Here is a 20,601-nt window from a genome sequence, read left to right as displayed (position 1 = left end):
CGTCCTCTCGTCGTGCCGCCGGGTCGCCCCGGTCGTCGTGCCCGCGCGGGCGGGCGTCCCGCCGTCAGGTCGCGGGAACCTCGACCCTACCCACGGGGACCGACCGCGCCGAGCCGGCACCGGGCACGGTGAGCGCCGCGATGCCCGTGGTGATGGGGATCGCGAGCACGAGCCCGATCGAGCCGACGAGGGTGCGCACGACCTCCTCCGCGATCTCCCCCGAGGTGAGGCTGGTCGCGAGGTTCTGGTCGGAGAGGTAGACCGCCATGAGGAGCGGCAGCGCGGCGCCGACGTACGCGAACGCGATCGTGTAGACGGTCGAGGCGATGTGGTCGCGCCCGATGCGCATCGCGCGCGCGTACAGCTCGCGCCGGGTCGCGAGCGGCGCGACGGCGCGCAGCTCCCACACCGCGGACGCCTGCGTGATCGTCACGTCGTTGAGCACGCCCATGCCGGCGAGCACGATCCCGCACAGCACGACCCCGCGGATCGAGAGCTCGGGCGCGTACTGCGGGATCCACAGGGACTCCTCCGACGTGAGGCCCGTGATGTTGGCCGCCCCGGATCCCCACCAGCCCAGCACGGCCGTGAGCACCAGGCCGACGAGGGTGCCGAGCAGCGCCGTCGACGTCCGCGCGGTGAATCCGTGCGCGACGTACAGCACGACGAACATGACGAGCGACGACGTCACGAGCGCGACGCCCAGCGCGTTCTGCCCCGTGAGGAGCGCGGGCAGCGTGAACGACGTGATGACGACGAACGCCCCCGCGAGCCCCGCGAGCGCCGCGAGCCCCCGCCACCGTGCGACGGCGAGCACCACGACGGCGTACGCGACCGCGAGGACGCCGATGGGCAGCCCGCGCTCGAAGTCCATGAAGACGTAGGGCGTGCCGCCCGCGCCCGCGGCCTCGGCGATGTACAGGACGCGCAGGCGGTCGCCCTCGTCGAACCCGTAGGCGACGTACTCGGGCGGCGCGTTGACGGTGATCGCGTCGCCGCCCACGTCCTCGCCGCCCGCTCGGGAGCCCGCGTCGAGCCGGGCGGGCACCTCGCTCGTCGCCTCGTCGACCGGCCCGGTGACGGTCGCGCGCAGGACGGTGCTGCCCTCCGCGGCGACGGGGATGCGTGCGGGCACGTCCGCCGCGGCGGGCCACAGCGCGACGAGCCCGGCGAGCGTGACGAGCAGCGCGGGCACCAGGAGCGCGGCGAGCGTGACCCGCACGCGCCGGGTCGCGGGCGCGGCCGGGCCGTGCGCGTGGGCGTGCGCGTGCGCCGGGGTGCGTGCGGTGCCGCGCGCCAGGACGTCGGGCACCCGCCGGGACCGCGTGCGGCGCTCGCCGCGCCCGGGCGTCTCGGGAGGGGTCGGTGCGCTCACGCGAGGATGCTGCCACGGCGGCCCGACGGCGCCCGGCGGCACGCGCCGTCGGGCACCGATCGCGCGGGCCGGGCCGTCCGGGGCCCCCTCCGGCTCACTCGGGGAGCGTCACGTGGCCGCGGCGCACGCCCGCGACGAGGCGACGCGGGAGGGTGACCTCGCGGCCGTCGACGACGACGGTCACGAGCTCGGGCACCTGCGCCTTCCACTGCGAGCGACGGGCGCGGGTGTTCGAGCGGGAGAGCTTGCGCTTGGGCACGGCCATGAGGGGTCCTTCCGGTGGGCGAGCGTCCAGCCTACCGGTTCGTGAGAACGATTCTCAAGACAGTCCGGTCGCTGGCCCGGCCCGGCGGTAGCATCCCCGGGGCCGCGCGCCCCGCCACGACCCGGCGCGACCGCCGCACCCACCACCACGACGCACGAGGAGCCCTCATGGCCACGGTCGACTACTTCCTCTCCGGTGACCCGGAGGTCGCCAAGCAGCACCTGCACGCCGCGCTCCAGGAGCAGGGCTTCACGGTGACCACGCGCCCCACGGGCCAGTGGGCCGCCGAGCGCGGCAGCAAGCAGAAGACGTTCTGGCTCGGCGCGTTCGCCGGCAAGGCCCAGCACCTCGTCTTCACGGTCGACTTCATGGTCCACGGCGACCAGCTCGTCGCGCGCATCGACCGCCCGACCGGGCACGGCGCGATGGCCGGCGCCGTCGGCGTCGCACGCTCGAACAAGGCGTTCGGCGAGGTCGACCAGGCGATCGGCACGCGCCTCACGCAGCACGGCATCCTCGCGAACGTCGTGCACGCCTGACCCGCCCCCCGCACGCACGAAGGCCCGGATCCCCTCACGGGGGTCCGGGCCTTCGTGCTGCTGACCGGGCCGGCGACGGCCGGTCAGCGGGACGTCACTTGGCGACGGCCTTCTTGAGCAGGCTGCCGGCGCTGATCTTCACGCCGTAACCGGCCGGGATCGAGATCTCCTCGCCCGTACGGGGGTTGCGGCCCGTGCGGGCGGCACGCTCGACGCGCTCGACGGACAGGAGGCCCGTGACCTTGACGGCCTCGCCCTTGCCCAGCGACTCGATGAGCACCTCCTGGAAGGCGTTGAGAGCCTTCTCGGCGTCCGCCTTCGACAGGTCGGCCTTGCTGGCGATGGCCGAGACGAGCTCGGACTTGTTGAGCGACATGCGAATCCCTTCTTCGGTTCACGACGCGCGGTGGTCACCACCCGTCGTCACGGTCTCAGTGTGCCAGCCGCGGGGCCGTGCACCGGGGACAACACTAGGGAACACGCGGAGTTTCGCGCGACTTCTCGCGGCTCTCGTCGTCGCGTGTCCTCGCTCAGCCGTCCTCGTGCTCGTGGTCGTGGCCCTCGTGCTCGTCGTGCGCGGGCTCGTCGTGACCGTGCTCGCCGTCCTCGTGGGCGTGCTCGTCGGCCTCGTGGCCCCCCGTGGTGGCCGGCTTGCCGGTGACCCCGTTGAGCTCGTTCGGGACGACGTCGAGCTCCGCGCTCTTCCACACCTCGCCGCCCACGTAGTCGACCGCGTGGATCGCGCGACCGGCCGGGTCCGTGACGTAGGCGATGCCGTCCTGGACGAACAGCGCCGGCCGCGGCTCCTGCCACTCCTCGGGCTCCTCCCACGCGTCGACGACGGGGACGGACCGGACGACCGTGCCCGACTCCGGGTCGATGACGTGCAGCGACCCGTCGGTGCCGAGCACGAGCGCCTCGCCCGCGTCGCCCCGCCCGAGCGAGCGGAAGGTGTAGCTCGCGGGGAGGTCGACGAGGCGCAGGCTCGCGTCGCGCGTGTCCACGAGGGAGACGCGCGTGGGCCGCTCGAGCTCCGCGTCAGGGTCGGACTTGTAGTCGCCGAGCACGACGGGCGACGCCTCGCTGCCCGCCTGGTTGCCGATGCGCCCGTAGGCGTCCGGGGCGGCGACCTTGGTGATCGCGCCGCCCGCGACGACGAGCACGCCGTCCTCGCAGCCGATGACGACGGCCTCGCCCGCGGCGACGGCCTCCCCGTGCACGCCGGGGCACTGGTCGTTCGCCGAGACCTCGTCACCTGCGGCGTCGAGGAGGCGGACGCCGGTGCGCGCGTCCTCGGTGCCCTCGGAGACGACGAGCGAGCCGTCGGACAGCTCGACCGCGACACCGTGGTGCGCCGCGGGGGTGGTCAGGGTGCGCGCGTCGTCGATGCCGTGCGGGTCGGCCACGGTGGCCGAGTCGAGCACGGTGATGTCGCCCGTGCCGTCGTCGAACAGCGCGGTGCGGCCGTCGTGCACGACGACGTGGCCCGGCTTCTCGGCCGCGTACGTCACGTCCGTGAGGACCGGGTCGGCCGTGTAGTAGTGGGCGTGGTCGCCGTGCGGCTCGGCCCAGGTGCCGGCGTCGAGCACCTGGAACCCGCCGGACGTCGAGACGAGCAGGTGCCGCCCGTCGCCCGCGGGGTTGAGGCGGTTGAAGCCGTCGAGCTCGAGGTCGTCGACGACCTCGAGCGTCGTCGCGTCGAGGACCTGGACGCCGCCGTCGTAGGTGATCGCGAGGCGCGGGGTGAGCGCCGCGGCCTCGCTCACGTCGGACGTGGCGGACGGCGCGGGCTCCGCCGCGTCGCCCTGCTCGCCCTCGGAGCCCGCGCCCTGCGCGCACGCCGCGACGAGCGTGAGCGGGAGGGCGAGGCCGAGCGCGAGGGCGAGCGGGCGGCGTCGGGCACGGGCGCCGGGAGGGGCCGTCACCCGGGCGGAATCGGCAGCGGCGTCGGTCGGGTCGGGTGCGGTGTGGTGCATGCGTGGTCGGCCGCCCGGACACCCGGGCGGCCGCTCCTCTCCGGTGGTGGTGGTGCGCGGGTCAGCCCTGACGGGCCTTCCAGCGCGGGTTGGCCTTGTTGAGGACGAAGGTCTTGCCGTGCCGGCGCACGACCTTCGCCCCGGGCTTGTCCTTGAGCGAGCGGAGCGAGGCGCGGACCTTCATCGCGCGCCCCCGCCCTGCGCGCCGCCGCGGGCGCCGTAGCGCTGGCGGAACTTCTCGACGCGGCCGGCCGTGTCCACGACGCGCTGCGTGCCCGTGTAGAACGGGTGGCTCGCGCTCGAGATCTCGACGTCGACGACGGGGTAGGTGTTCCCGTCCGTCCACGTCACGGTCTCGCGCGGGACGCCCGGGCCCTGCGGGTGGTCGCCCGCGAGGGTCGAGCGGGTCAGGAACGAGAAGTCGGCGGACTTGTCGCGGTAGACGACGGGCCCGTAGACGGGGTGGATGTCCTTCTTCATGGTGGCCTCCTTGCTGAGCCAGGGCCGGCCGCCGCTCGGGGCGGCGGTCACCAGCTCGACTTCGTGACTCCGGGCAGCTCGCCGCGGTGCGCCTGCTGGCGCAGGCGGACGCGGGAGAGCCCGAACTTCCTCAGGTAGCCGCGCGGGCGGCCGTCGACGACGTCGCGGTTGCGCGTGCGCGTGGCGCTCGCGTCGCGCGGCTGGCGCTGGAGCTCGCGCACCGCGTCCGCCTTCTCCTCGAAGGACGACGACGGCGACGCGACGACGCGCTTCAGCTCGGCACGACGCTCGGCGTAGCGGGCGACGACGGCCGCCCGCTGCTCGTTGCGCGCGATCTTCGACCGCTTCGCCATCAGCGCTCCTCGCGGAAGTCGACGTGGCGGCGGACGACGGGGTCGAACTTGCGCAGGACCATGCGGTCGGGGTCGTTGCGGCGGTTCTTGCGGGTCACGTAGGTGAACCCGGTGCCCGCGGTGGACCGGAGCTTGATCACGGGACGGAGGTCGGTGCGGGTAGCCATCAGAGCTTCTCCCCTCGGGCGAGGATCCGCGCCACGACGGCGTCGATCCCCTGGCGGTCGATGGTCTTGATGCCCCGGGCGCTGACGCGCAGGGTCACGTGGCGACCCAGCGACGGCACCCAGTAGCGCTTCTTCTGGATGTTCGGGTCGAAGCGACGCTTGGTCCGCACGTGGGAGTGCGAGATCGCGTGGCCGAACCCGGGAGCGGTGCCGAGCACCTGGCAGACGGCGGACATGGCGGTTCCTCTCGGGGTCGGTCGGGGCGACGGGGACGACACTAGATAGTGAGAATCATTCCCGTCAAGACGCTATGCTGACCCGCTGTCGAGAACAGTTCTCAGGAGCAGGTTGTTCCCGCACCGGCCGCCGCGCCTCCCGGGACGCCCCAGACCACGGATCGGAGCGCTTCATGCCCTTCTCGTCGCACCCCTCGCCAGACCCGTCGCCGGATCCCTCGCCAGACCCGGCGCCCGACGACACCCGCGTCGCCCTCAGCGTCCTCGCGACCATCGATCCCGTGCTGCGCGACAGCGCGGTGTTCGGGCTCGTCGTCGGGGCACCGCGCGTCGTCGCGCTCCGCCACGACATCCGCGCCGCCGAGGGCGCGCTGCGCCGGGTCGTCGTCGACGCGAGCGGCGTCGTCGAGGACGAGGTCGTGCCGCTCGAGCACGCGTGCCTGTCGTGCGCGGTCCGGGAGGACGCCGTCCCGACGCTGCGGCGGCTCGCGGACGACGGGCGCTGGGACCACGTCGTGCTCGCGCTCCCCGTGGCGGCCGAGTCGCTGCCCGTCGTCCGCGCGCTCGCCGCGCAGACCACCCCCGGCGCCGAGCTCGATCGGCTGCGCCTCGCGACCGTGCTCGCCGTCGCTGACGTCGACACGCTCGAGCACGACCTGCTCGACGACGAGCTCGTCGCCGAGCGCGGGGTGGGGCTCACGGAGGACGACCAGCGGGCCGTCGGGGAGGTGCTCGCCGCGCAGCTCGAGCACGCCGACCTCGTCGTGACGACCGGCGATCCTGTCGCCGCCGCGACCGGGGCGGGGCTCGTCGACCGGCTGCGCGGCGTCGGGACCCGCCGGGTCGACGGCCTCCACGCGCTCGCCGCCGCGGACCTCGCGGGGCGCACGCACGACCCGGTGGCCGGCGAGCGCCGGGCCCACCCGCTCGGCGTGCGGGGCCCGCTCCCCCGGCGCACGCGCCGCGCGGGCGACCGGAGCTGGACGGTCGAGCTGCGCTCGGCCCGCCCCTTCGACCCCGAGCGGCTGCTGCGCCGCATCGAGGACCTGGGCACGGGGCGGGTCCGGTCGCGCGGGGTGTTCCACGTCGCGAACCGCCCGGACTCGCTGTGCGCGTGGGACGGCGCGGGCGGCCAGCTCTGCATCGGCACGCTCGGCACGTGGGACGACGCGACCACCGCCGAGGGGCGGCCCGTCGAGCCGCACACGCGCGTGGTGGTCGTCGGCGCGACGCCGCCGGAGGGCGAGCCGGGCGAGGACGTGCGCGAGCGGGTCCTCGACGCGTTCCGCGACGTGCTCGCGACGCGGGACGAGCTGGCCGACGGCGGGCTGCGCTGGCTGGGGCGCACCGACGTCCTCGCGCCCTGGCTCGGCGCGCGCACGGACGCCGTCTGAGAATCGGGGCGCTGCCACCGGGACGCGAGGGCGCGTGCCGGAAGGACGGAAACCCCCCGGAGACGGGAGAACCGGTGGCGATCCGCCGCGAGAGCTCCCCCCAGCGAAGCTCTCGTCGCGGACCGCCACCGGTCCAGGTGTGTCGCCACGTGACCCGTCGTGGCGACGTCCCCCACCAGTGCAAGAGCACCGGGGCGCCCGTTCGTGACGCGCGTTGCCAGTGATGTGAATCACAGTAGGTCGGGCGCGGCCCGAGCGCGCGCGCACGTCACACCGCGAACCGCGTCATGATCGCGGCTCTCGAGCGTCCTCCTCCCTGAGGGCCGCCGGACGGAGGCGGCCGGGACGGGAGCGGGCGTGCACACGCAGGACCTGACGGAGCTCGGCGACGAGCAGCTCGCCGACGCGGTGCGCGGGGGCCGCTCCGAGGCGTTCGCCGTGCTCTGGGAGCGGCACGCGGACGCCGGGCGCTCGGCCGCGCGTCGCCTCACGGCGACGTACGACCCGGACGACCTGGTCCAGGAGGCGTACCTGCGCGTGCTCGGCGCGCTGCAGTCCGGCCACGGGCCGACCGGACCGTTCCGGCCCTACCTCTACACGACGCTGCGCCACGTCGCGGCGGGCTGGGCCCGGACGCCGGACCCGCTGCCCGTCGAGGACGTGCCGGAGGTCGTCGACCCGCGCGACCTGTCGACCGAGGTCCTCGAGCGCTCGGTGACCGTCCGCGCGTTCCGCCGCCTCCCGGAGCGGTGGCAGGCCGTGCTCTGGTACACCGAGGTCGAGGGGATGGAGCCGCGCGAGGCGGCACCGCTGCTCGGGCTCTCGGCGGGCGCGACCGCCGCGCTCTCCTACCGCGCCCGCGAGGGCCTGCGCCGCGAGTGGCTCCAGGCCCACGTGAGCAGCGACGCTGTGGCCCCCGAGTGCCGCTGGACGGTCGAGCGCCTGGGCGACCACGCGCGCGGGACGCTGTCGCGCACTGCGCAGGACCGCGTCGAAGAGCACCTCACCGGGTGCCTGTCGTGCTCGATCCTCGCGGAGGAGCTCGACGACGTCGCCTCGCGCCTGCGCATCGTCCTCCTGCCGCTCGTCCTCGGCGTCCCGGCCGCGGTCGACGCCGCGACCGGCGCGCTCGCGGCGACGACCTCCGCGCCCGCCACGGCGACGGGCCCGGCTCCCGGCACGACGACGGGCCTGACGACCGGCACCACCGGGGGCGGGGCCGGCGGAGCGGCGTCCGGCGCCGGGGCCGGAGCCGCCGCCGCGGGAGCCGCGGTCCCCGGCGTCCTGGTCGGCGCGCTCGCCGCGGTGGTCGTGGCGGCCGTCGTCGGCGTGCTGGCCGTGGCGCGGCCGTGGTCCGCCGCCGAGCCGCCTTCCGCAGCGGCCGGGCAGCCGTCGTCCGCTCCCGGTCTCGCCGCGCCGCTCCCCGTCCTGCCGGACGGCGACCCGGCGGAGAACGACGCGGACGACGTGCCGGCCCCGACCGAGCCCGACGCCCCCGTCGGGGCGGGCGACCGCCCCGAGCCGCCCGCGGCGGGCGTCGACGCCCCGCCCGTCTCCCGTTCGGACGGGCAGGACGTGCCCGGAGCCGGCGAGACCGTGCCCGAGCCGGGCCCGCCGTCGGTCGAGCCGGCCGCGCCGACCCCGCCGGAGCCCGAGCAGCCCGGTGCGGAGGAACCCGCGCCCGAAGAGCCCGGGCCCGAGGAACCGGCGCCTCCGGCACCCGTCGTCGACGAGGCACCCCCGGCCGGGGCGCTCACCGTCTACCCCACCCTGCGCGGCACCGGTGAGCCCGGGGCGACCGTGCGGGCGCTCGACGCGGCGGGAGCGGTCGTCGGCACGACGACCGTGGCGCCCAACGGTCGCTGGGCGCTCGTCCCGACCGGGCTCGGCGCCACCGGGGAGCACGTGCTCGACGTCGTCCAGGACGTCGACGGCGTCGTCTCGGCGGCTGCCGCGCCGCTCGGCCCCTACGTGTTCGACCTCCCGCGCGTGCTGTCGCCGGGCCCCGGCGAGACCGTCCTCGGCGCGCGCGAGACCGCGCCGTGGGAGGACCCGCGCTTCTCCGTCCTCGCGACCTTCACGGGCACCCCGGGCCTGGTCGTCGAGGCGTTCGTCGACGGACGCTCGACCGGCAACCTCCACGAGCTCGGCGACGAGCCCGCGGTGCGCCAGGTGCGCGGCCTCGCCCCGGGACCGCACACGTTCGGGATCCGGTTCGTCGAGCCGGCGTCGGACGCCGCCGGGTTCGGGCCGACCGTGAGCGTCGGCTTCACCGTCGCGGGCCCCTGAGCGCGGGACCCGCGACGGCTGCGGAGGTCACCCCCGCACGCGCCGGCGGGACCACGCCCCGCCCGCGACGCCGACGACGCCCGCCCCGAGCACGACCGCCCCGACGAGCGGGCCGGTCGGCGTCGGGGAAGCGCCCGGCGCGACGGGCGCGGGGGCGAGCGACGCCGCCGTCGCGACGAACGTGGGTGCCGGACGGGCGCCCGCCGGGTCGGTGTCCGTCCACGCGTACGACGCCCCGGACGGGCACTCCTGCACCGCCGGGAAGACGAACGCCTGCCCAGGCTCGCCCGTCACGCGAACGTCGAGCGTGAAGGCCGCGCGCTCGCCGTCGGGCACGGGCGCGCCCGCCCACGCGACGGCGTCGTCCGTCACCTCGGCGGTCCAGCCGGCCGGCTGGCCCGCGTCCAGCGCCTCGACGCCCGCGGGCAGGGTGACGCGCAGGGCGTCGGTGGGCTCGCCGTCGCACCCGTGGTCGAACGTGAACGTGAGCCGCGACGTGCCGTCGCCGCGCGGCTCGACCGTCTCGATGAGCACGTGCGCGGCCGCGGGTGCGACCGTGAGCAGGGCGAACGCCCCGGCGGCGGCCAGGGCGACGAGGGCGCGCGCACCGCGGTGCGGCCCGGGCGGCCGTCGGTCGGGGGTCATGAGGTCACCTCCACGGGGATGCGGACGATCGGGTTCTCGTACTTGGACGTCCGCACGCTCACCTCGAGCGTCCAGGAGCCGGGCATCGGCAGGTCGAGCGTCGCCTCGTACGCACCCGGCCCCGTGCGCGTGAGCGGGCGCGAGAACGGGCCGAGCGCCGGGTCGGCGAGCGTCGTCGCCAGCTCGGGCACCGCGACGGGCTCGAACGGCGCTCCGTCGGCGTCGAGCAGCTCGATCTCGAGCGCGTTGACGCCCACGCGCCCCGGCGTGACGCGCGCGCGGAGCGTGCCGTCCCCGAGCTCCTCGACCACCTCGACGCCGGAGGTCGCGGCGTCCTGCGCGGACGGTGTCGGCGGGACGACCGGGCTGCGCGAGACGAGCACGCCCGTCGCGGCGAGCACGAGCACGAGCAGCGCGGCCTCGACCGCGACGGTCCGGCCGAGCCGACGGCGCGCCGTCGTCGCGGTCGTGCCGCCCGCCGCAGCGGCACCTCCCGGCCCGGCGACCTCGGGGACGAGCCGGTACCGGTTCCACGCCGCGATGCCGACGAGCACCAGCGCGACGCCGACCTTGACGAGCAGCGTCCGGCCGTACGTCGTCGAGACGAGCGCGTCGAGGGTCCCGAGGATGCGCCACCCGAGGACGGTCCCGGTGACCGCGAGCGCGAGGACGACCCACGCGCCGAGCGCGGAGAACCGCGCCACGGTCACGCCCGCGCGGCGGGCGTCCACGTGGGCGGACGGCGCGAGCACGAGCCCGAGCCCGACGACGCCGCCGAGCCACACCGCCCCGGCCGCGACGTGCAGCGCGTCCGCCGTGACGACGAGCCACGGCGGCCCGAAGGTCCGCGTGTGGCCCACGAGCACGAGCGAGCCCAGCGCGAGCGCGGCGGCGCCGAGCACGGTCCCCGCGGGCCACGCGGCCCGGGTCTCGCGCGCGGCCCGGGGCGCGAGCAGCGTCGCGACGACGAGACCCGCGAGCCCGAGCGCGCCCGCGACGGTGGTGTCGGAGGCGAGGCCCGCGGCCCACGTCGCCGGGTCCGCGAGCGCGCCCAGCCCGCCGCCCGCCTGCCAGGCGGGCGTGAGCGGGACCGCGAGCACGGTCCCGAGGACCGCGACGCCGAGCGCCCCGCGCCGGACGCGGTGGAGCCGCCGCCGCAGCACGGGGGCCGCGCCGGGCGAGACGTGCAGCACGAGGAGCTCGAACACGACGAGCCCCGCGACGAGGAACGTCCCGGCGTAGACGGCGGCCTGGTCGAGCGCCCGGACGGCGACGAGCGCCGCCGTCGGCTCGGCCACGCGCGCCTCGACCGCGGTCGTGCTCGGCGCGCCGACGGAGAACGTGAACGCCCCCGCCACGGGGTGCGTGTCGAGCGACACGACGCGCCAGCTGACGACGTAGGTGCCGTCGCCGAGGGCCGTGCCGGGCGTGACGACGAGCGCGTCGTCGACCGCGGCGACGTCCACGTCGACGGGGGTGCCGTCGGCCGCGAGGACGGTCGTGCCGCCGGGGACGACCTGGACGGGCTCGTTGAAGGTGAGGGTCAGCGCGTCGGGCGGCGCGTCGAGGACGGTGCCGTCCTGCGGGTCGGTGCCCACGAGGACGGCGTGGGCCGCGGCCGGGCCGCTCGCGAGGATCGCGAGCAGGACCGCGGCCGCGGCACCGACGACGACGGCCACCGCCCGGCGCAGCGCCAGGGGGCGGCCCACGGGTCAGGCCCGCGGGCGCGAGCGCACGAACCCGAGCAGCCCGAGCACGAGGCCCGCCGCCGCGAGGACGAGCGCCGTCCACGTGACCGCGGGGGCCGGTCCGCTCGACGTGCTCGCGGCCTCCGTCGTCTCGCCGTCCGCGGCGGCCGGCTCGGCGGTCGCGTCCGCCGCGGCGTCCTGGGTGCCGTGCGCGTCGCCGCCGGACGCGGCCGTCAGCTCGAACAGCGGGGCGGGCAGGTCGAGCTCCTCGCCGTCCTCGCCTTCCGCCGGGACCTGCACCCAGGCGCTCTCGCCCTCGGCGCACTCCTGCACGGTCGGGAAGACGAGCGTCTCGCCCGCCGCGTCGGGCAGCTTGAGCGACAGCACGAACGCGTCGCGGTAGCCGTCGGGCAGCGGCGCCTTCGCGGTGTACACGACCTCCGCGACGCGCTCGGTGTACTGGCCGCCGTGCCCGTCGTCGACGGGCTCGGCGAGGTCCTCCATGACCTTCTCGACGTCCCAGCCGGGGTTGACCGTGGGGGTCACGGTGACGACCTGCTCGGGGACCTGGACGGAGACCTTCGTCGTCGGGGAGTGGCCGCAGCCGTGCGGGACGCCGAACGTGAGGAGGGCGTAGGAGCCCGCCTCGGTCGTGTCGGGCGTGACGGTCACGTGGGCGGAGGCGGCGGCCGCGCCGGTCACGACGAGCCCGGTGGTCAGTGCGGCGACGCCGACGGCGCGCAGGGTCTTTCGCATGGTGGTGCCTTTCGGGGAGAGGTGCGGGGAGAGGCGACGCTGCTCCGGCGGGCACGACGGCGCGCCGCGCCACGGGTCGGCGGAGCCGGCCGGCGGCGGGTGAGCGGTCGCGCGGGCGCGCGGGAGCGGGACGCCGCGGACTCCGTCGGGCGACGGCGTCCGGGGGGCGTCCGGGAGAGGTCAGGCGGGAAGGGGCGGCCCCCGCCCGGGGGCGGCGCCGCGCACGAGCAGGTCGCGCACCGTCGGCAGCGCGCCGACGGCGGGAGGGGCCGCGAGGACGACGACGGGCCGCGGGCGGCCGGGGACCCGGCGTCCTGCGAGCCACGTCCACAGGCGCCACAGCACGGCGTCGCCGTACCGCAGCACGAGCGCGACGGCGAGCGTCGCGACGGCGTGCGCGCCGAGCATCGCGAGCGGCGAGGAGGAGTGCGCGTGCGCGGCGGCGTCGGCCGGGGACAGCGCGGCGCAGCGGTCGAAGACGACGTGGAGCACGAGCTGGCCCGCGCCGAGCAGCCGCGGCAGCCCGACCTCGCGCCGGGTGAGGGGTCGCACGGCCACGGCGGTGAGGACCGCGAGGACCCCGAGCGGGACCGCCCCGGGGTCGGTGCCCCCGGCGAGGCCGTGCGCGACGACGGACAGCCCGACGACCGCGGCGGCGAGCAGCAGCACCCGCACGCCGCGGAGCACCCCTGCTCCGGGCGACGTCACGGACGCACCCTAGCGGGAGAAGGGGCTCCGGCGGCAGGGGCCGGCGCCGCCCTCTCCGCGCGGGAGAGGGCGGCGTGCGCCGGCACGGTCAGCCCTGCGGGTCGTGCGGGGCGCCGTCGTCGGTGCCGGCGTCCGGGCCGGGGCCCCGACGGCGCAGCACGACCACGACGACGACCGCCGCGGCGACGACGAGCGCGCCGAGCCCCACGAGCACCGGCAGCAGCGACGAGGTGCCGTCGTCCGCGGTCTCGGCGGCGTCGGTCGTCGTGGTCGCGGAGGGCTCGGTCGTGGTGCCGGTCGTCGGCTCCTCGGTCGCGGTCTCCTCCGGCGTCGCCGTGTCCGTCGCGGGGTCGTCCGTCGCGGGCGCCTCCGGCTGGGCTGCGACGGCGAACGCGAACGTGCCCTCGATCGGGTGCCCGTCGGACGAGACGACGCGCCACGCGACGGTGTACGTGTCGCCGCCGAGCGCGACGGCCGGGTCGATCGCGAAGGTCGCGGTGCTGCCGTCGATCGTCGGCGCACCCTGCGTGACGACCGTGCCGGCCGCGTCGGAGACGACGACCTGCGGCTCGACGGGGAGCGGCTCGGTGTTGAACGTCAGCGTGATCGCCGCGGGCGGGGCCTCGAGCTGTGCGCCGTCGGCCGGGTCGGAGGTGAGGAGCCGGTCGTGCGCGGACGCCGGGCCGGCCGTGAGCGTCGTGACCGTCGCGGTGAGGCCGAGCGTCAGGACCGCGGCGGCGAGGAGGGCGAGCAGGGTGGGCAGGGCCGACAGCGGTCGGCGCAGGGAGAGGGTCATGAGGTTCTTCCGTCCGAGGCGCGGCCGGTGGCCGCACGGTGGTGCCCCGGGGCCCGGCCGTCGCCGGGTCGGCCTCGTCGGGGGCCGCGTCAGGACGCGGCGAGGGGGCGCAGCAGTGCTCCCGACGGACCGTGCGCCCGCGGCGGTCCGCGCGTCGGCGCCCGGAGCGACCGCCACACGCCGACGACGCGCACCGGGCGCGCGGGGACGACGCCGCGGCGGCCGAGGACCGCCGCACGGGCCGGGAGCGGGAGCGCGGCGCGCGGGGTCACCCAGGTGAGGAACCGCTCGAGCGCGCGCTCGCCGTGCGCCAGCACGAGGGCGAGCACGACCGTCGCGGCGGCGTGGGCGGCGACCATCCACGCGCCCGACGCCGCGAGGTGCTCCGGGTGCAGCGGGGACGCCGCGCCGTCGGCCGACGGCACCGCGCACACGACCGCGCCCGACGACGCCGCGAGGTGCGCAGCGTGCCCGGCTCCCCCGCCGACGGCGTGGCACGACCCCGGGGTCAGGACGGTGAGCGCCTGGTGGAGCGCGAGCTGCGCACCCCCGAGGAGCACGACGAGCCGGGCGGGCGTGAAGCGCAGGCGGGCGGCCGCCGTCGTGCCGGCGAGCGTGAACGCGGCGAGCGCCGCGAGGACCAGCGGGTCCGGGAGTGCGCCCCCGGCGACGCGGTGCGCGAGCGCCGTCAACGCGAGCACGAGGGTCGCCACGAGCGCGGCGCGGGCGACGCGCAGCGGACCGACGACCGGGGAGGGCACGACGGCCACCCTAGCGCGAGGTGTCCACGCCCTCGGCCCGGGACCGCTGCGACGCGGGGGCCGGGGCGGGCCGACGCTCCGCGTACCGGCCGATCGCGGGGCCGGTGGGCAGGAGCCGGTCGAGCCCGACGATCACGAGCCCGAGCACGAGGAAGCCCGCCCCGTAGAGCACGACGTTGACGAGCAGCCCGGTCCAGCCGAGCGCGTCGAGGTCGACGAACCCGTACGGGTACTCGCTGCCGGGGCTGACGAACCCGCGGATCGTCGTGAACGCGAAGTACGCGAGCGGGTACAGGAGCCAGCGCGCGGCGTCGAGGCCGCGCAGGCGCCGGTGCGCGTCGAGCAGGAGGAAGTCGGCGACCACGGCGAGCGGGAGCACCTCGTGCTCGATCTGGCCGTCGGTGAGCCCGAGGAAGACGGCGGGCGCGCCCGGGTCCTCGGGCGCGAGCACGAGCCACGACACGAGGCCCGCGATCGCGGCGAACAGCGTCACGCCGCCCTTCAGCCACCCCGGCGGCTGCCGGCGGCGCAGGAGGGACGCGAGGCCCGCCCAGGCGAAGACGACCGCGATGAGGAAGCCCGTCTGGTTCGTGAAGTAGACGAGGCCCTCGATGTCCCCGTCGCGCCAGATCGCGCGCGTCCCGACGAGGGCGAGGACGACGAGGAACAGCCGGAACAGTCCGACGACGACGTGCATGCGGGCTCCTTCGCGCGCGGTGTGGCTCCGGTCGAGAGCCTAGTCCTCGCGGCCGGGGCACGACCGCCGTCGGGCACCGCGGCGCGCGTCGAGGTCCGGGCACGCCGAAGGGCCGCGCACGAGGCGCGGCCCTCCGGTGGAGATCGTCACCCCCGCCGGCGCGAGGCGCCGGGCGGGAGCGGGATCAGAGTGCCTGGATGTTCGTCGCCTGCGGGCCCTTGGGGCCCTGCGTGACGTCGAAGGAGACGCTCTGGTTCTCCTCGAGCGAGCGGTAGCCGCTCGACTGGATCTCGCTGTAGTGGGCGAACACGTCCGCGGTGCCGTCGGAGGGGGCGATGAAGCCGAAGCCCTTCTCCGCGTTGAACCACTTCACGGTGCCTGTAGCCATGGTGTTTTCCTTCGTCGAGACGACCGGCCCACGTGCGCGGGTCCGGGTACCGCGCCCTGCAGGGCGCCGGCAGTTCGGGGTGTGGTCGCGGCGGGAGCCCGCCGGGCGACCGGGCGGGGCGCTCAGATGGCGCCGCGCGTGCTCCAGGGCGGCGACGACGGTCACGGGCCGCGTGAAGCGGTCGTGGACGTGGAAGCCGTCCGGGCGTCGGGTGACCATCCCGGCGTACTCGCCGTCGGCCGTCGCGACCCACAGGTCGTCGTCGGCGCGGCGCAGCACGAGGTCTGGTCCGGGCGTGCCCGCGGCCGCAGGAGCGGTCGCCGGGCGGTCAAGGATGGTGGAAGAAGTGATGTGTTTCTCTGCTCTCGCTCCGCGCGCTTCTGGGGCGGAGATCGTCGTCGGCAGCGTCTGCTGCCCGGCGCCCGCGGTCGTGCTTCGATGCCGAGGACCGAAGATCGTCGCGAGACCCTGCTCGCGACCTGGGCGCAGCCCTCACGCTACACCATGGCGTGTGGCGGACGGTCGCCCCGGGCGATGATGGGGGCATGACGACCTCCTCCACCCCCGCCCGCACCGCCCCTCGCACCGCGCGCCGCAGCGTCGCCGTCGTGAACGGCTACCTCGTGCCCGTCGCGTCCGACCCGATCGAGAACGGGACCGTCCTCGTCGAGGACGGGGTCATCACCGCGGTCGGCGCGGACGTCGTCGTGCCCGACGGCGTCCCGACCCTCGACGCGCGCGACCGCTGGGTGCTGCCCGGCTTCGTCGAGGCGCACGCCCACATGGGCGTCATGGAGGAGGCCGAGGGCTGGGCCGGCAACGACACGAACGAGATGACCGACCCGAACGGCGCGGCGCTGCGCGCGATCGACGCGATCAACGTCGAGGACGAGGGCTTCCGCGACGCGCTGGTCGGCGGCGTGACGAGCGCCGTCGTGAAGCCGGGCTCGGGCAACCCCATCGGCGGGCAGACCGTCGCGATCAAGACGTGGGGCGGCCGCACCGTCGACGAGCAGGTGATCCGCGAGGCGGTCTCCGTGAAGTCGGCGCTCGGCGAGAACCCCAAGCGCGTGTACGGGGACCAGAAGAAGACGCCCTCGACGCGCCTCGGCGTCGCGAAGGTCATCCGTGCCGCGTTCGTCGACGCGCAGAACTACGCCGCGCGGCGTGACGCGGCCGAGGCGAAGGGCGAGCCGTTCGACCGCGACCTCGCGAAGGAGACCCTCGCGCGCGTCCTCGCGGGCGAGCTGTACTGGGACCAGCACACGCACCGCGCCGACGACATCGCGACCGCGCTGCGCCTCGCGGACGAGTTCGGCTACCGGCTCGTCGTCAACCACGGCACCGACGGCGCGGCCGTCGCGGACGTCCTCGCCGAACGCGACGTGCCGGTGATCTTCGGCCCGCTGTTCACGTCACGCTCGAAGATCGAGCTGCGCAACCGCGACATCGCGAACCTCGGGGCGCTCGCCCGCGCGGGCGTGCGCGTCGCGATCACGACCGACCACCCCGTCGTGCCGATCAACTTCCTCGTGCACCAGGCGTCGCTCGCGGTCAAGGAGGGCCTCGACCGCGACACCGCGCTGCGCGCACTCACCGTGAACCCCGCGGCCTTCCTCGGTCTCGACGACCGCGTCGGCGCGCTCGCGCCGGGCCTCGACGGGGACGTCGTCGTGTGGTCGGGCGACCCGCTCGACGTGACGTCGCGCGCGGAGCACGTGCTGATCACCGGCACCGAGGTCTACACGTGGGACGCGACGGCCGCCGACGGGCGCGGCGCGGGCCGCGTCGTCGAGCGCGGCGAGCGCTTCCGGGCCTGACGCCGGCCCCGCTCGCCGGTCGCGCGCGGCGTCGCTAGCGTTCCCCCCGAGGGCCGTCGCGCCCGCCGAGGGGGACGCCATGGCCCGGACCGCCACCTCGCAGCACCCCGCCCGGCCCGCCGCGGCGACCATCACGGCCACGTCGCTGGTCATGCTCAACGTCGCCGCGGTGGTCAGCCTGCGTGGTCTGCCCGCCGAGGCGGAGTACGGGCTCTCCTCCGCGTTCTACTACCTGCTCGCCGCCGTCTGCTTCCTCGCACCCGTCGCCGTCGTCGCGGCCGAGCTCGCGTCCACGTGGCCCGAGGAGGGCGGCATGTTCCGCTGGGTCGGCGAGGCGTTCGGGAGCAGGTGGGGCTTCCTCGCGATCGCGATGGTGTTCGTCGAGGGCTGCATCTGGTTCCCGACCGTCCTCACGTTCGCCGCCGTCACCCTGGCCTACACGGGACCCGAGGCGCGGTTCGACGAACGGGTCGCCGACGACCGGCTCTTCGTCCTCGCGATCGTTCTCGTCGTGTTCTGGGCCGCGACGCTCATCGCCCTGCGCGGCGCGTCCGCGTTCGCCCGCACCGCGCGCTGGGGCGGGATCGTCGGGACGCTCGTCCCCGCCGCGCTGCTCGTCGGGCTCGGCGCCGCCTACCTCCTCGGCGGCGAGCCGTCCCGGACCACGCTCTCCTGGGGCGCGTTCGTCCCGGACCTCACGCGTCTCGACAACATCGTGCTCGCCGCCGGGATCTTCCTCTTCTACGCGGGCATCGAGGTCAACGCGGTCCACGTCCGCTCGATCCGGCGGCCGGAGCGCACCTACCCGCTCGCGATCCTCGTCGCCGCGCTCGTGGCCGTCGTCGTGCTGACCCTCGGCACGCTGACGATCGCGGTCGTCGTGCCGCAGCAGGACATCAGCCTCACGACGAGCCTGCTCCAGGCGTTCGACCACCTGCTCGCCTGGGCGGGGATCGGCTGGGCCGGGCCGGTCGTCGCGGCGATGCTCGCCGTCGGCGTCCTCGCCGGCGTCACGACGTGGGTCGCCGGGCCCGCCACGGGCCTGCACGCCGTCGCGCGAGCAGGGTTCCTCCCGCGGTGGTTCCACCGGACGAACGACCGCGGCATGGCGACGAACATCCTCCTGGTCCAGGCGCTGGTCGTGACCGTGCTGTCGGTGCTGTTCGTCGTCATGCCCTCCGTGCAGTCCGCGTACCAGCTCCTCAGCCAGCTCACCGTGATCCTCTACCTCGTCGCCTACCTCCTGATGTTCGCCGCGGTCGTCGTGCTGCGCCGCACGCAGCCCGACCGGCCGCGCCCCTACCGGGTGCCGGGGGGCCGCGTCGGGGTCTGGGCGGTCGGCGGGCTCGGGTTCGTCGCGTCGCTGCTCGCGCTCGTCACGAGCTTCGCCCCGCCCGGCCAGGTCGCGGTCGGCAGCCCGACGACGTACGTCGTGCTGCTCGTCGCGCTCGCCCTCGTCTTCGTGGCCCTCCCGCTGCTCCTGTACCGCGCCCGCACACCGGCCTGGCGGGACGACTCGTCGACGTTCGCGCCCTTCACCTGGCAGTCCGCGGACGCCGAACCCGACCGAGGCGATCCCGGCCCGCCGGGATGACGGGCGAGGTTCCCGTGGCGCGAACCCGCGCGGCGGCGGACCATCGGAACATGCCTACCCGACCCGCTCCCCGCCCTCGCAGCGCCGCGACCGGCCCGGTCGTCGGTCTCGTCGTCCTCGTCGGGGCGCTCGCCGCCTGCTCCGGCCCCGGCCCGGGCGACAAGGACGTCGAGTACGACTCGCTCGACGCGCTCCACCGCGCCGCCACGTCCGCCGGCCTCACGTGCCTGTCGTTCACGACCGAGAGCACGGACAGCGAGGACGTCGAGCTGGGCGCGTGCGACGACACGACGCTCCTCGCCGTGTTCACCGACGGGATCGCCGAGGACGAGTTCCTCGCGCTCCTGCCGCGTCAGCCCACCGAGGAGGGCGAGGCCGCGCTCGCCGGGCCGAACTGGGTCGTGCTCGGCGACACCGGCGACCTGCTCGAGACCCAGGCGGGCATCGGCGGACAGTTCCTCACCGACGAGTGACGCGGCGTCAGCCGCCGCCCGCCATCTGCCGCTGCGCGAACACGAGCCCGTACGGGAGCGCGGTCGCGGCCATGGCCCACGTGTGCGTCTGACCGGGCTCCTCGCGGAGCTCGACGGTCTGCCCCTGGTCCTCGAGGTCCTGCGCCATCCGCCGCACCGTGGTGAGCGCCTCCCGCGGCGCCTCCTGCCCGGAGTCGAGGAAGACCGGCATCGGGTGCGTGAACGTCATCGTGGGCAGGTACGTCGTCGGGGTGTTCGCGTCGATCTCCGCCTGCGTCGAGAGCATCGTCCGTTCCGGCCCGGGGCCCGGGTTCCCGTAGGGCTCGATCGCGAGGATCGCCCCGAACAGGTCGAGGTTCCGCAGACCCACGTTGAGCGCGCAGAACCCGCCCGACGACATGCCGCCGAGCACGCGGTGCTCGCGGTCCGCGAGCGTCGGGTACGTCGCGTCGACGGTGTCGACGACGGTCGTCGTCAGGTACGTCTCGACCTGCTCGCCGCCCGTCATCGAGTCGAGGCACTCGGTGTCGAGCCCGCCCGGCCCCGTGCCGTTCACCGTGGGGGCGACGACGATCATCGGGTCGACGAGCCCGCGCCGGATGAGCACGTCCATCGTGCGGGGCACCCGCCCGGCGGCGAACCAGCTGCTCGGGTCGTCGGGCGACCCGTGGATCAGGTACACGACCGGGTAGCGGGTCGAGCCCTCGGGGTCGAACCCCGGCGGGAGGTACACCCAGGCGTCCTCGTCCGCGATCTGCTCGGCGGCCGTCCCCGGGATCGCGAGCGTCCGCACCTGGCCCCGGTGCGCGCCGCCCGGCGCGTCGGCCGACAGGTCCGTCAGACCCAGCGCGACGAGCTGCACCCGGGCGGCCCCCCACGTCGGGACGTAGCCGGAGTAGGCGTTGGCGCCGACCGCCAGGCCCAGCACGAGGGACAGCGCGCCGAGCGCCGCGAGGGACGCCGTCGCGACGCGCGAACGCCACGGTCGGCGCGGGTCCTCGCCCCGGGCCCGCCGCGCGCGCCGCGCCCGGGCGCCGCGCCGTGCGCGCACCACGGCCCACGCCACCGCTCCCGCCCCGAGCACCGTCAGCACGACGGCGACCGGGTAGCTCGTCAGGTACGTCTCGGCAGGCTGCAGCTCGCGCAGCACGGCCGCGGGCAGGGCCGGGTCGGTGTCCGGGACGGGGAGGCCGGTCGCCAC

General features: G+C 76.1%; 24 protein-coding genes. 6 read left to right on the top strand and 18 right to left on the bottom strand.

Going from position 1 to position 20,601, the window contains the following annotated elements:
- Positions 1-64 precede the first annotated feature (64 nt).
- Positions 65-1,375, bottom strand: coding sequence for a YibE/F family protein (locus E1O70_RS06580; protein ID WP_228485181.1), 1,311 nt, complete (start codon positions 1,373-1,375; stop codon positions 65-67).
- Between the two features lie 94 nt (positions 1,376-1,469).
- Positions 1,470-1,640: a 50S ribosomal protein L32 gene (rpmF, locus tag E1O70_RS06575; protein ID WP_009864893.1), complete on the bottom strand. Its 171-nt coding sequence runs from the start codon at positions 1,638-1,640 to the stop codon at positions 1,470-1,472.
- Between the two features lie 167 nt (positions 1,641-1,807).
- Between rpmF and E1O70_RS06570 the strand changes: the two genes are divergently transcribed.
- Positions 1,808-2,179: a hypothetical protein gene (locus tag E1O70_RS06570; protein WP_021482679.1), complete on the top strand. Its 372-nt coding sequence runs from the start codon at positions 1,808-1,810 to the stop codon at positions 2,177-2,179.
- Positions 2,180-2,273: 94 nt separating this feature from the next.
- Here the strand turns inward: E1O70_RS06570 and E1O70_RS06565 are convergent, their stop codons facing one another.
- The 7 genes from E1O70_RS06565 to rpmB form a co-directional block, all read right to left on the bottom strand.
- Entirely contained in the window at positions 2,274-2,555 is a 282-nt protein-coding gene (locus tag E1O70_RS06565; protein WP_021482680.1) for an HU family DNA-binding protein, read from the bottom strand.
- Positions 2,556-2,709: 154 nt separating this feature from the next.
- On the bottom strand, positions 2,710-4,104 hold the full coding sequence (aztD, locus tag E1O70_RS06560; protein WP_061267110.1) for a zinc metallochaperone AztD: 1,395 nt from the start codon (positions 4,102-4,104) through the stop codon (positions 2,710-2,712).
- Between the two features lie 112 nt (positions 4,105-4,216).
- Complete coding sequence (ykgO, locus tag E1O70_RS06555; protein ID WP_021483271.1) at positions 4,217-4,339, bottom strand: type B 50S ribosomal protein L36; 123 nt, start codon at positions 4,337-4,339, stop codon at positions 4,217-4,219.
- Entirely contained in the window at positions 4,336-4,635 is a 300-nt protein-coding gene (locus E1O70_RS06550) for a type B 50S ribosomal protein L31 (RefSeq protein WP_021483270.1), read from the bottom strand. Before E1O70_RS06550 ends, ykgO begins: the two co-directional genes overlap by 4 nt.
- 47 nt (positions 4,636-4,682) lie before the next feature.
- A complete protein-coding gene (gene rpsN, locus E1O70_RS06545) occupies positions 4,683-4,988 on the bottom strand; it encodes a 30S ribosomal protein S14 (protein WP_021483269.1) in 306 nt (101 codons plus the stop codon).
- Complete coding sequence (rpmG, locus tag E1O70_RS06540) at positions 4,988-5,155, bottom strand: 50S ribosomal protein L33 (protein ID WP_021483268.1); 168 nt, start codon at positions 5,153-5,155, stop codon at positions 4,988-4,990. Before rpmG ends, rpsN begins: the two co-directional genes overlap by 1 nt.
- Positions 5,155-5,391, bottom strand: coding sequence for a 50S ribosomal protein L28 (rpmB, locus tag E1O70_RS06535; RefSeq protein ID WP_021483267.1), 237 nt, complete (start codon positions 5,389-5,391; stop codon positions 5,155-5,157). The genes rpmG and rpmB overlap by 1 nt, the downstream gene beginning before the upstream one ends.
- A 281-nt stretch (positions 5,392-5,672) precedes the next feature.
- Between rpmB and E1O70_RS06530 the strand changes: the two genes are divergently transcribed.
- Both E1O70_RS06530 and E1O70_RS06525 read left to right on the top strand, forming a co-directional pair.
- On the top strand, positions 5,673-6,785 hold the full coding sequence (locus E1O70_RS06530; RefSeq protein WP_240696627.1) for a CobW family GTP-binding protein: 1,113 nt from the start codon (positions 5,673-5,675) through the stop codon (positions 6,783-6,785).
- A 357-nt stretch (positions 6,786-7,142) separates the two neighbouring features.
- Entirely contained in the window at positions 7,143-9,074 is a 1,932-nt protein-coding gene (locus E1O70_RS06525; protein ID WP_061267080.1) for a sigma-70 family RNA polymerase sigma factor, read from the top strand.
- A gap of 27 nt (positions 9,075-9,101) precedes the next feature.
- Here E1O70_RS06525 and E1O70_RS06520 read toward each other — a convergent pair whose 3' ends face one another.
- The 8 genes from E1O70_RS06520 to E1O70_RS06485 all read right to left on the bottom strand — a co-directional run bounded on the left by E1O70_RS06520 (position 9,102) and on the right by E1O70_RS06485 (position 15,513).
- The gene (locus tag E1O70_RS06520; protein ID WP_061267081.1) at positions 9,102-9,719 is read right to left on the bottom strand and encodes a YcnI family protein; all 618 of its coding nucleotides are present in this window, start codon (positions 9,717-9,719) and stop codon (positions 9,102-9,104) included.
- Positions 9,716-11,428, bottom strand: coding sequence for a copper resistance CopC/CopD family protein (locus E1O70_RS06515; RefSeq protein ID WP_061267082.1), 1,713 nt, complete (start codon positions 11,426-11,428; stop codon positions 9,716-9,718). The genes E1O70_RS06520 and E1O70_RS06515 overlap by 4 nt, the downstream gene beginning before the upstream one ends.
- Positions 11,429-11,431: 3 nt before the next feature.
- Positions 11,432-12,163, bottom strand: coding sequence for a YcnI family copper-binding membrane protein (locus E1O70_RS06510; RefSeq protein ID WP_061267083.1), 732 nt, complete (start codon positions 12,161-12,163; stop codon positions 11,432-11,434).
- Between the two features lie 180 nt (positions 12,164-12,343).
- Entirely contained in the window at positions 12,344-12,871 is a 528-nt protein-coding gene (locus E1O70_RS06505) for a hypothetical protein (RefSeq protein ID WP_128957647.1), read from the bottom strand.
- 88 nt (positions 12,872-12,959) lie between these two features.
- Entirely contained in the window at positions 12,960-13,667 is a 708-nt protein-coding gene (locus E1O70_RS06500; protein WP_061267085.1) for a copper resistance CopC family protein, read from the bottom strand.
- 89 nt (positions 13,668-13,756) lie between these two features.
- Positions 13,757-14,428, bottom strand: coding sequence for a hypothetical protein (locus E1O70_RS06495; RefSeq protein WP_128957648.1), 672 nt, complete (start codon positions 14,426-14,428; stop codon positions 13,757-13,759).
- A gap of 10 nt (positions 14,429-14,438) precedes the next feature.
- Positions 14,439-15,125, bottom strand: coding sequence for a Pr6Pr family membrane protein (locus E1O70_RS06490; RefSeq protein ID WP_167496856.1), 687 nt, complete (start codon positions 15,123-15,125; stop codon positions 14,439-14,441).
- Positions 15,126-15,309: 184 nt separating this feature from the next.
- Positions 15,310-15,513 carry a cold-shock protein gene (locus E1O70_RS06485; RefSeq protein WP_034655341.1) on the bottom strand — a complete coding sequence of 68 codons (204 nt, stop codon included), beginning with the start codon at positions 15,511-15,513 and terminating at the stop codon, positions 15,310-15,312.
- Between the two features lie 545 nt (positions 15,514-16,058).
- Between E1O70_RS06485 and E1O70_RS06480 the strand changes: the two genes are divergently transcribed.
- The 3 genes from E1O70_RS06480 (at position 16,059) to E1O70_RS06470 (ending at position 19,400) form a co-directional block, all read left to right on the top strand.
- Positions 16,059-17,333 (top strand): amidohydrolase, encoded by a 1,275-nt coding sequence (locus E1O70_RS06480; RefSeq protein WP_061269397.1) that lies wholly within the window; start codon positions 16,059-16,061, stop codon positions 17,331-17,333.
- 79 nt (positions 17,334-17,412) lie between these two features.
- The gene (gene gadC / locus E1O70_RS06475; protein ID WP_128957649.1) at positions 17,413-18,927 is read left to right on the top strand and encodes a glutamine/gamma-aminobutyrate antiporter GadC; all 1,515 of its coding nucleotides are present in this window, start codon (positions 17,413-17,415) and stop codon (positions 18,925-18,927) included.
- 50 nt (positions 18,928-18,977) lie between these two features.
- Entirely contained in the window at positions 18,978-19,400 is a 423-nt protein-coding gene (locus E1O70_RS06470; protein ID WP_128957650.1) for a hypothetical protein, read from the top strand.
- Positions 19,401-19,407: 7 nt separating this feature from the next.
- Here E1O70_RS06470 and E1O70_RS06465 read toward each other — a convergent pair whose 3' ends face one another.
- Complete coding sequence (locus E1O70_RS06465; protein ID WP_061269398.1) at positions 19,408-20,601, bottom strand: alpha/beta hydrolase; 1,194 nt, start codon at positions 20,599-20,601, stop codon at positions 19,408-19,410.

The sequence above is a fragment of the Cellulosimicrobium funkei genome, assembly GCF_004519295.1.
In the GTDB taxonomy this organism is placed as follows: Bacteria; Actinomycetota; Actinomycetes; order Actinomycetales; family Cellulomonadaceae; genus Cellulosimicrobium; species Cellulosimicrobium funkei.
This window is presented reverse-complemented; position numbering and strand designations above follow the sequence as displayed.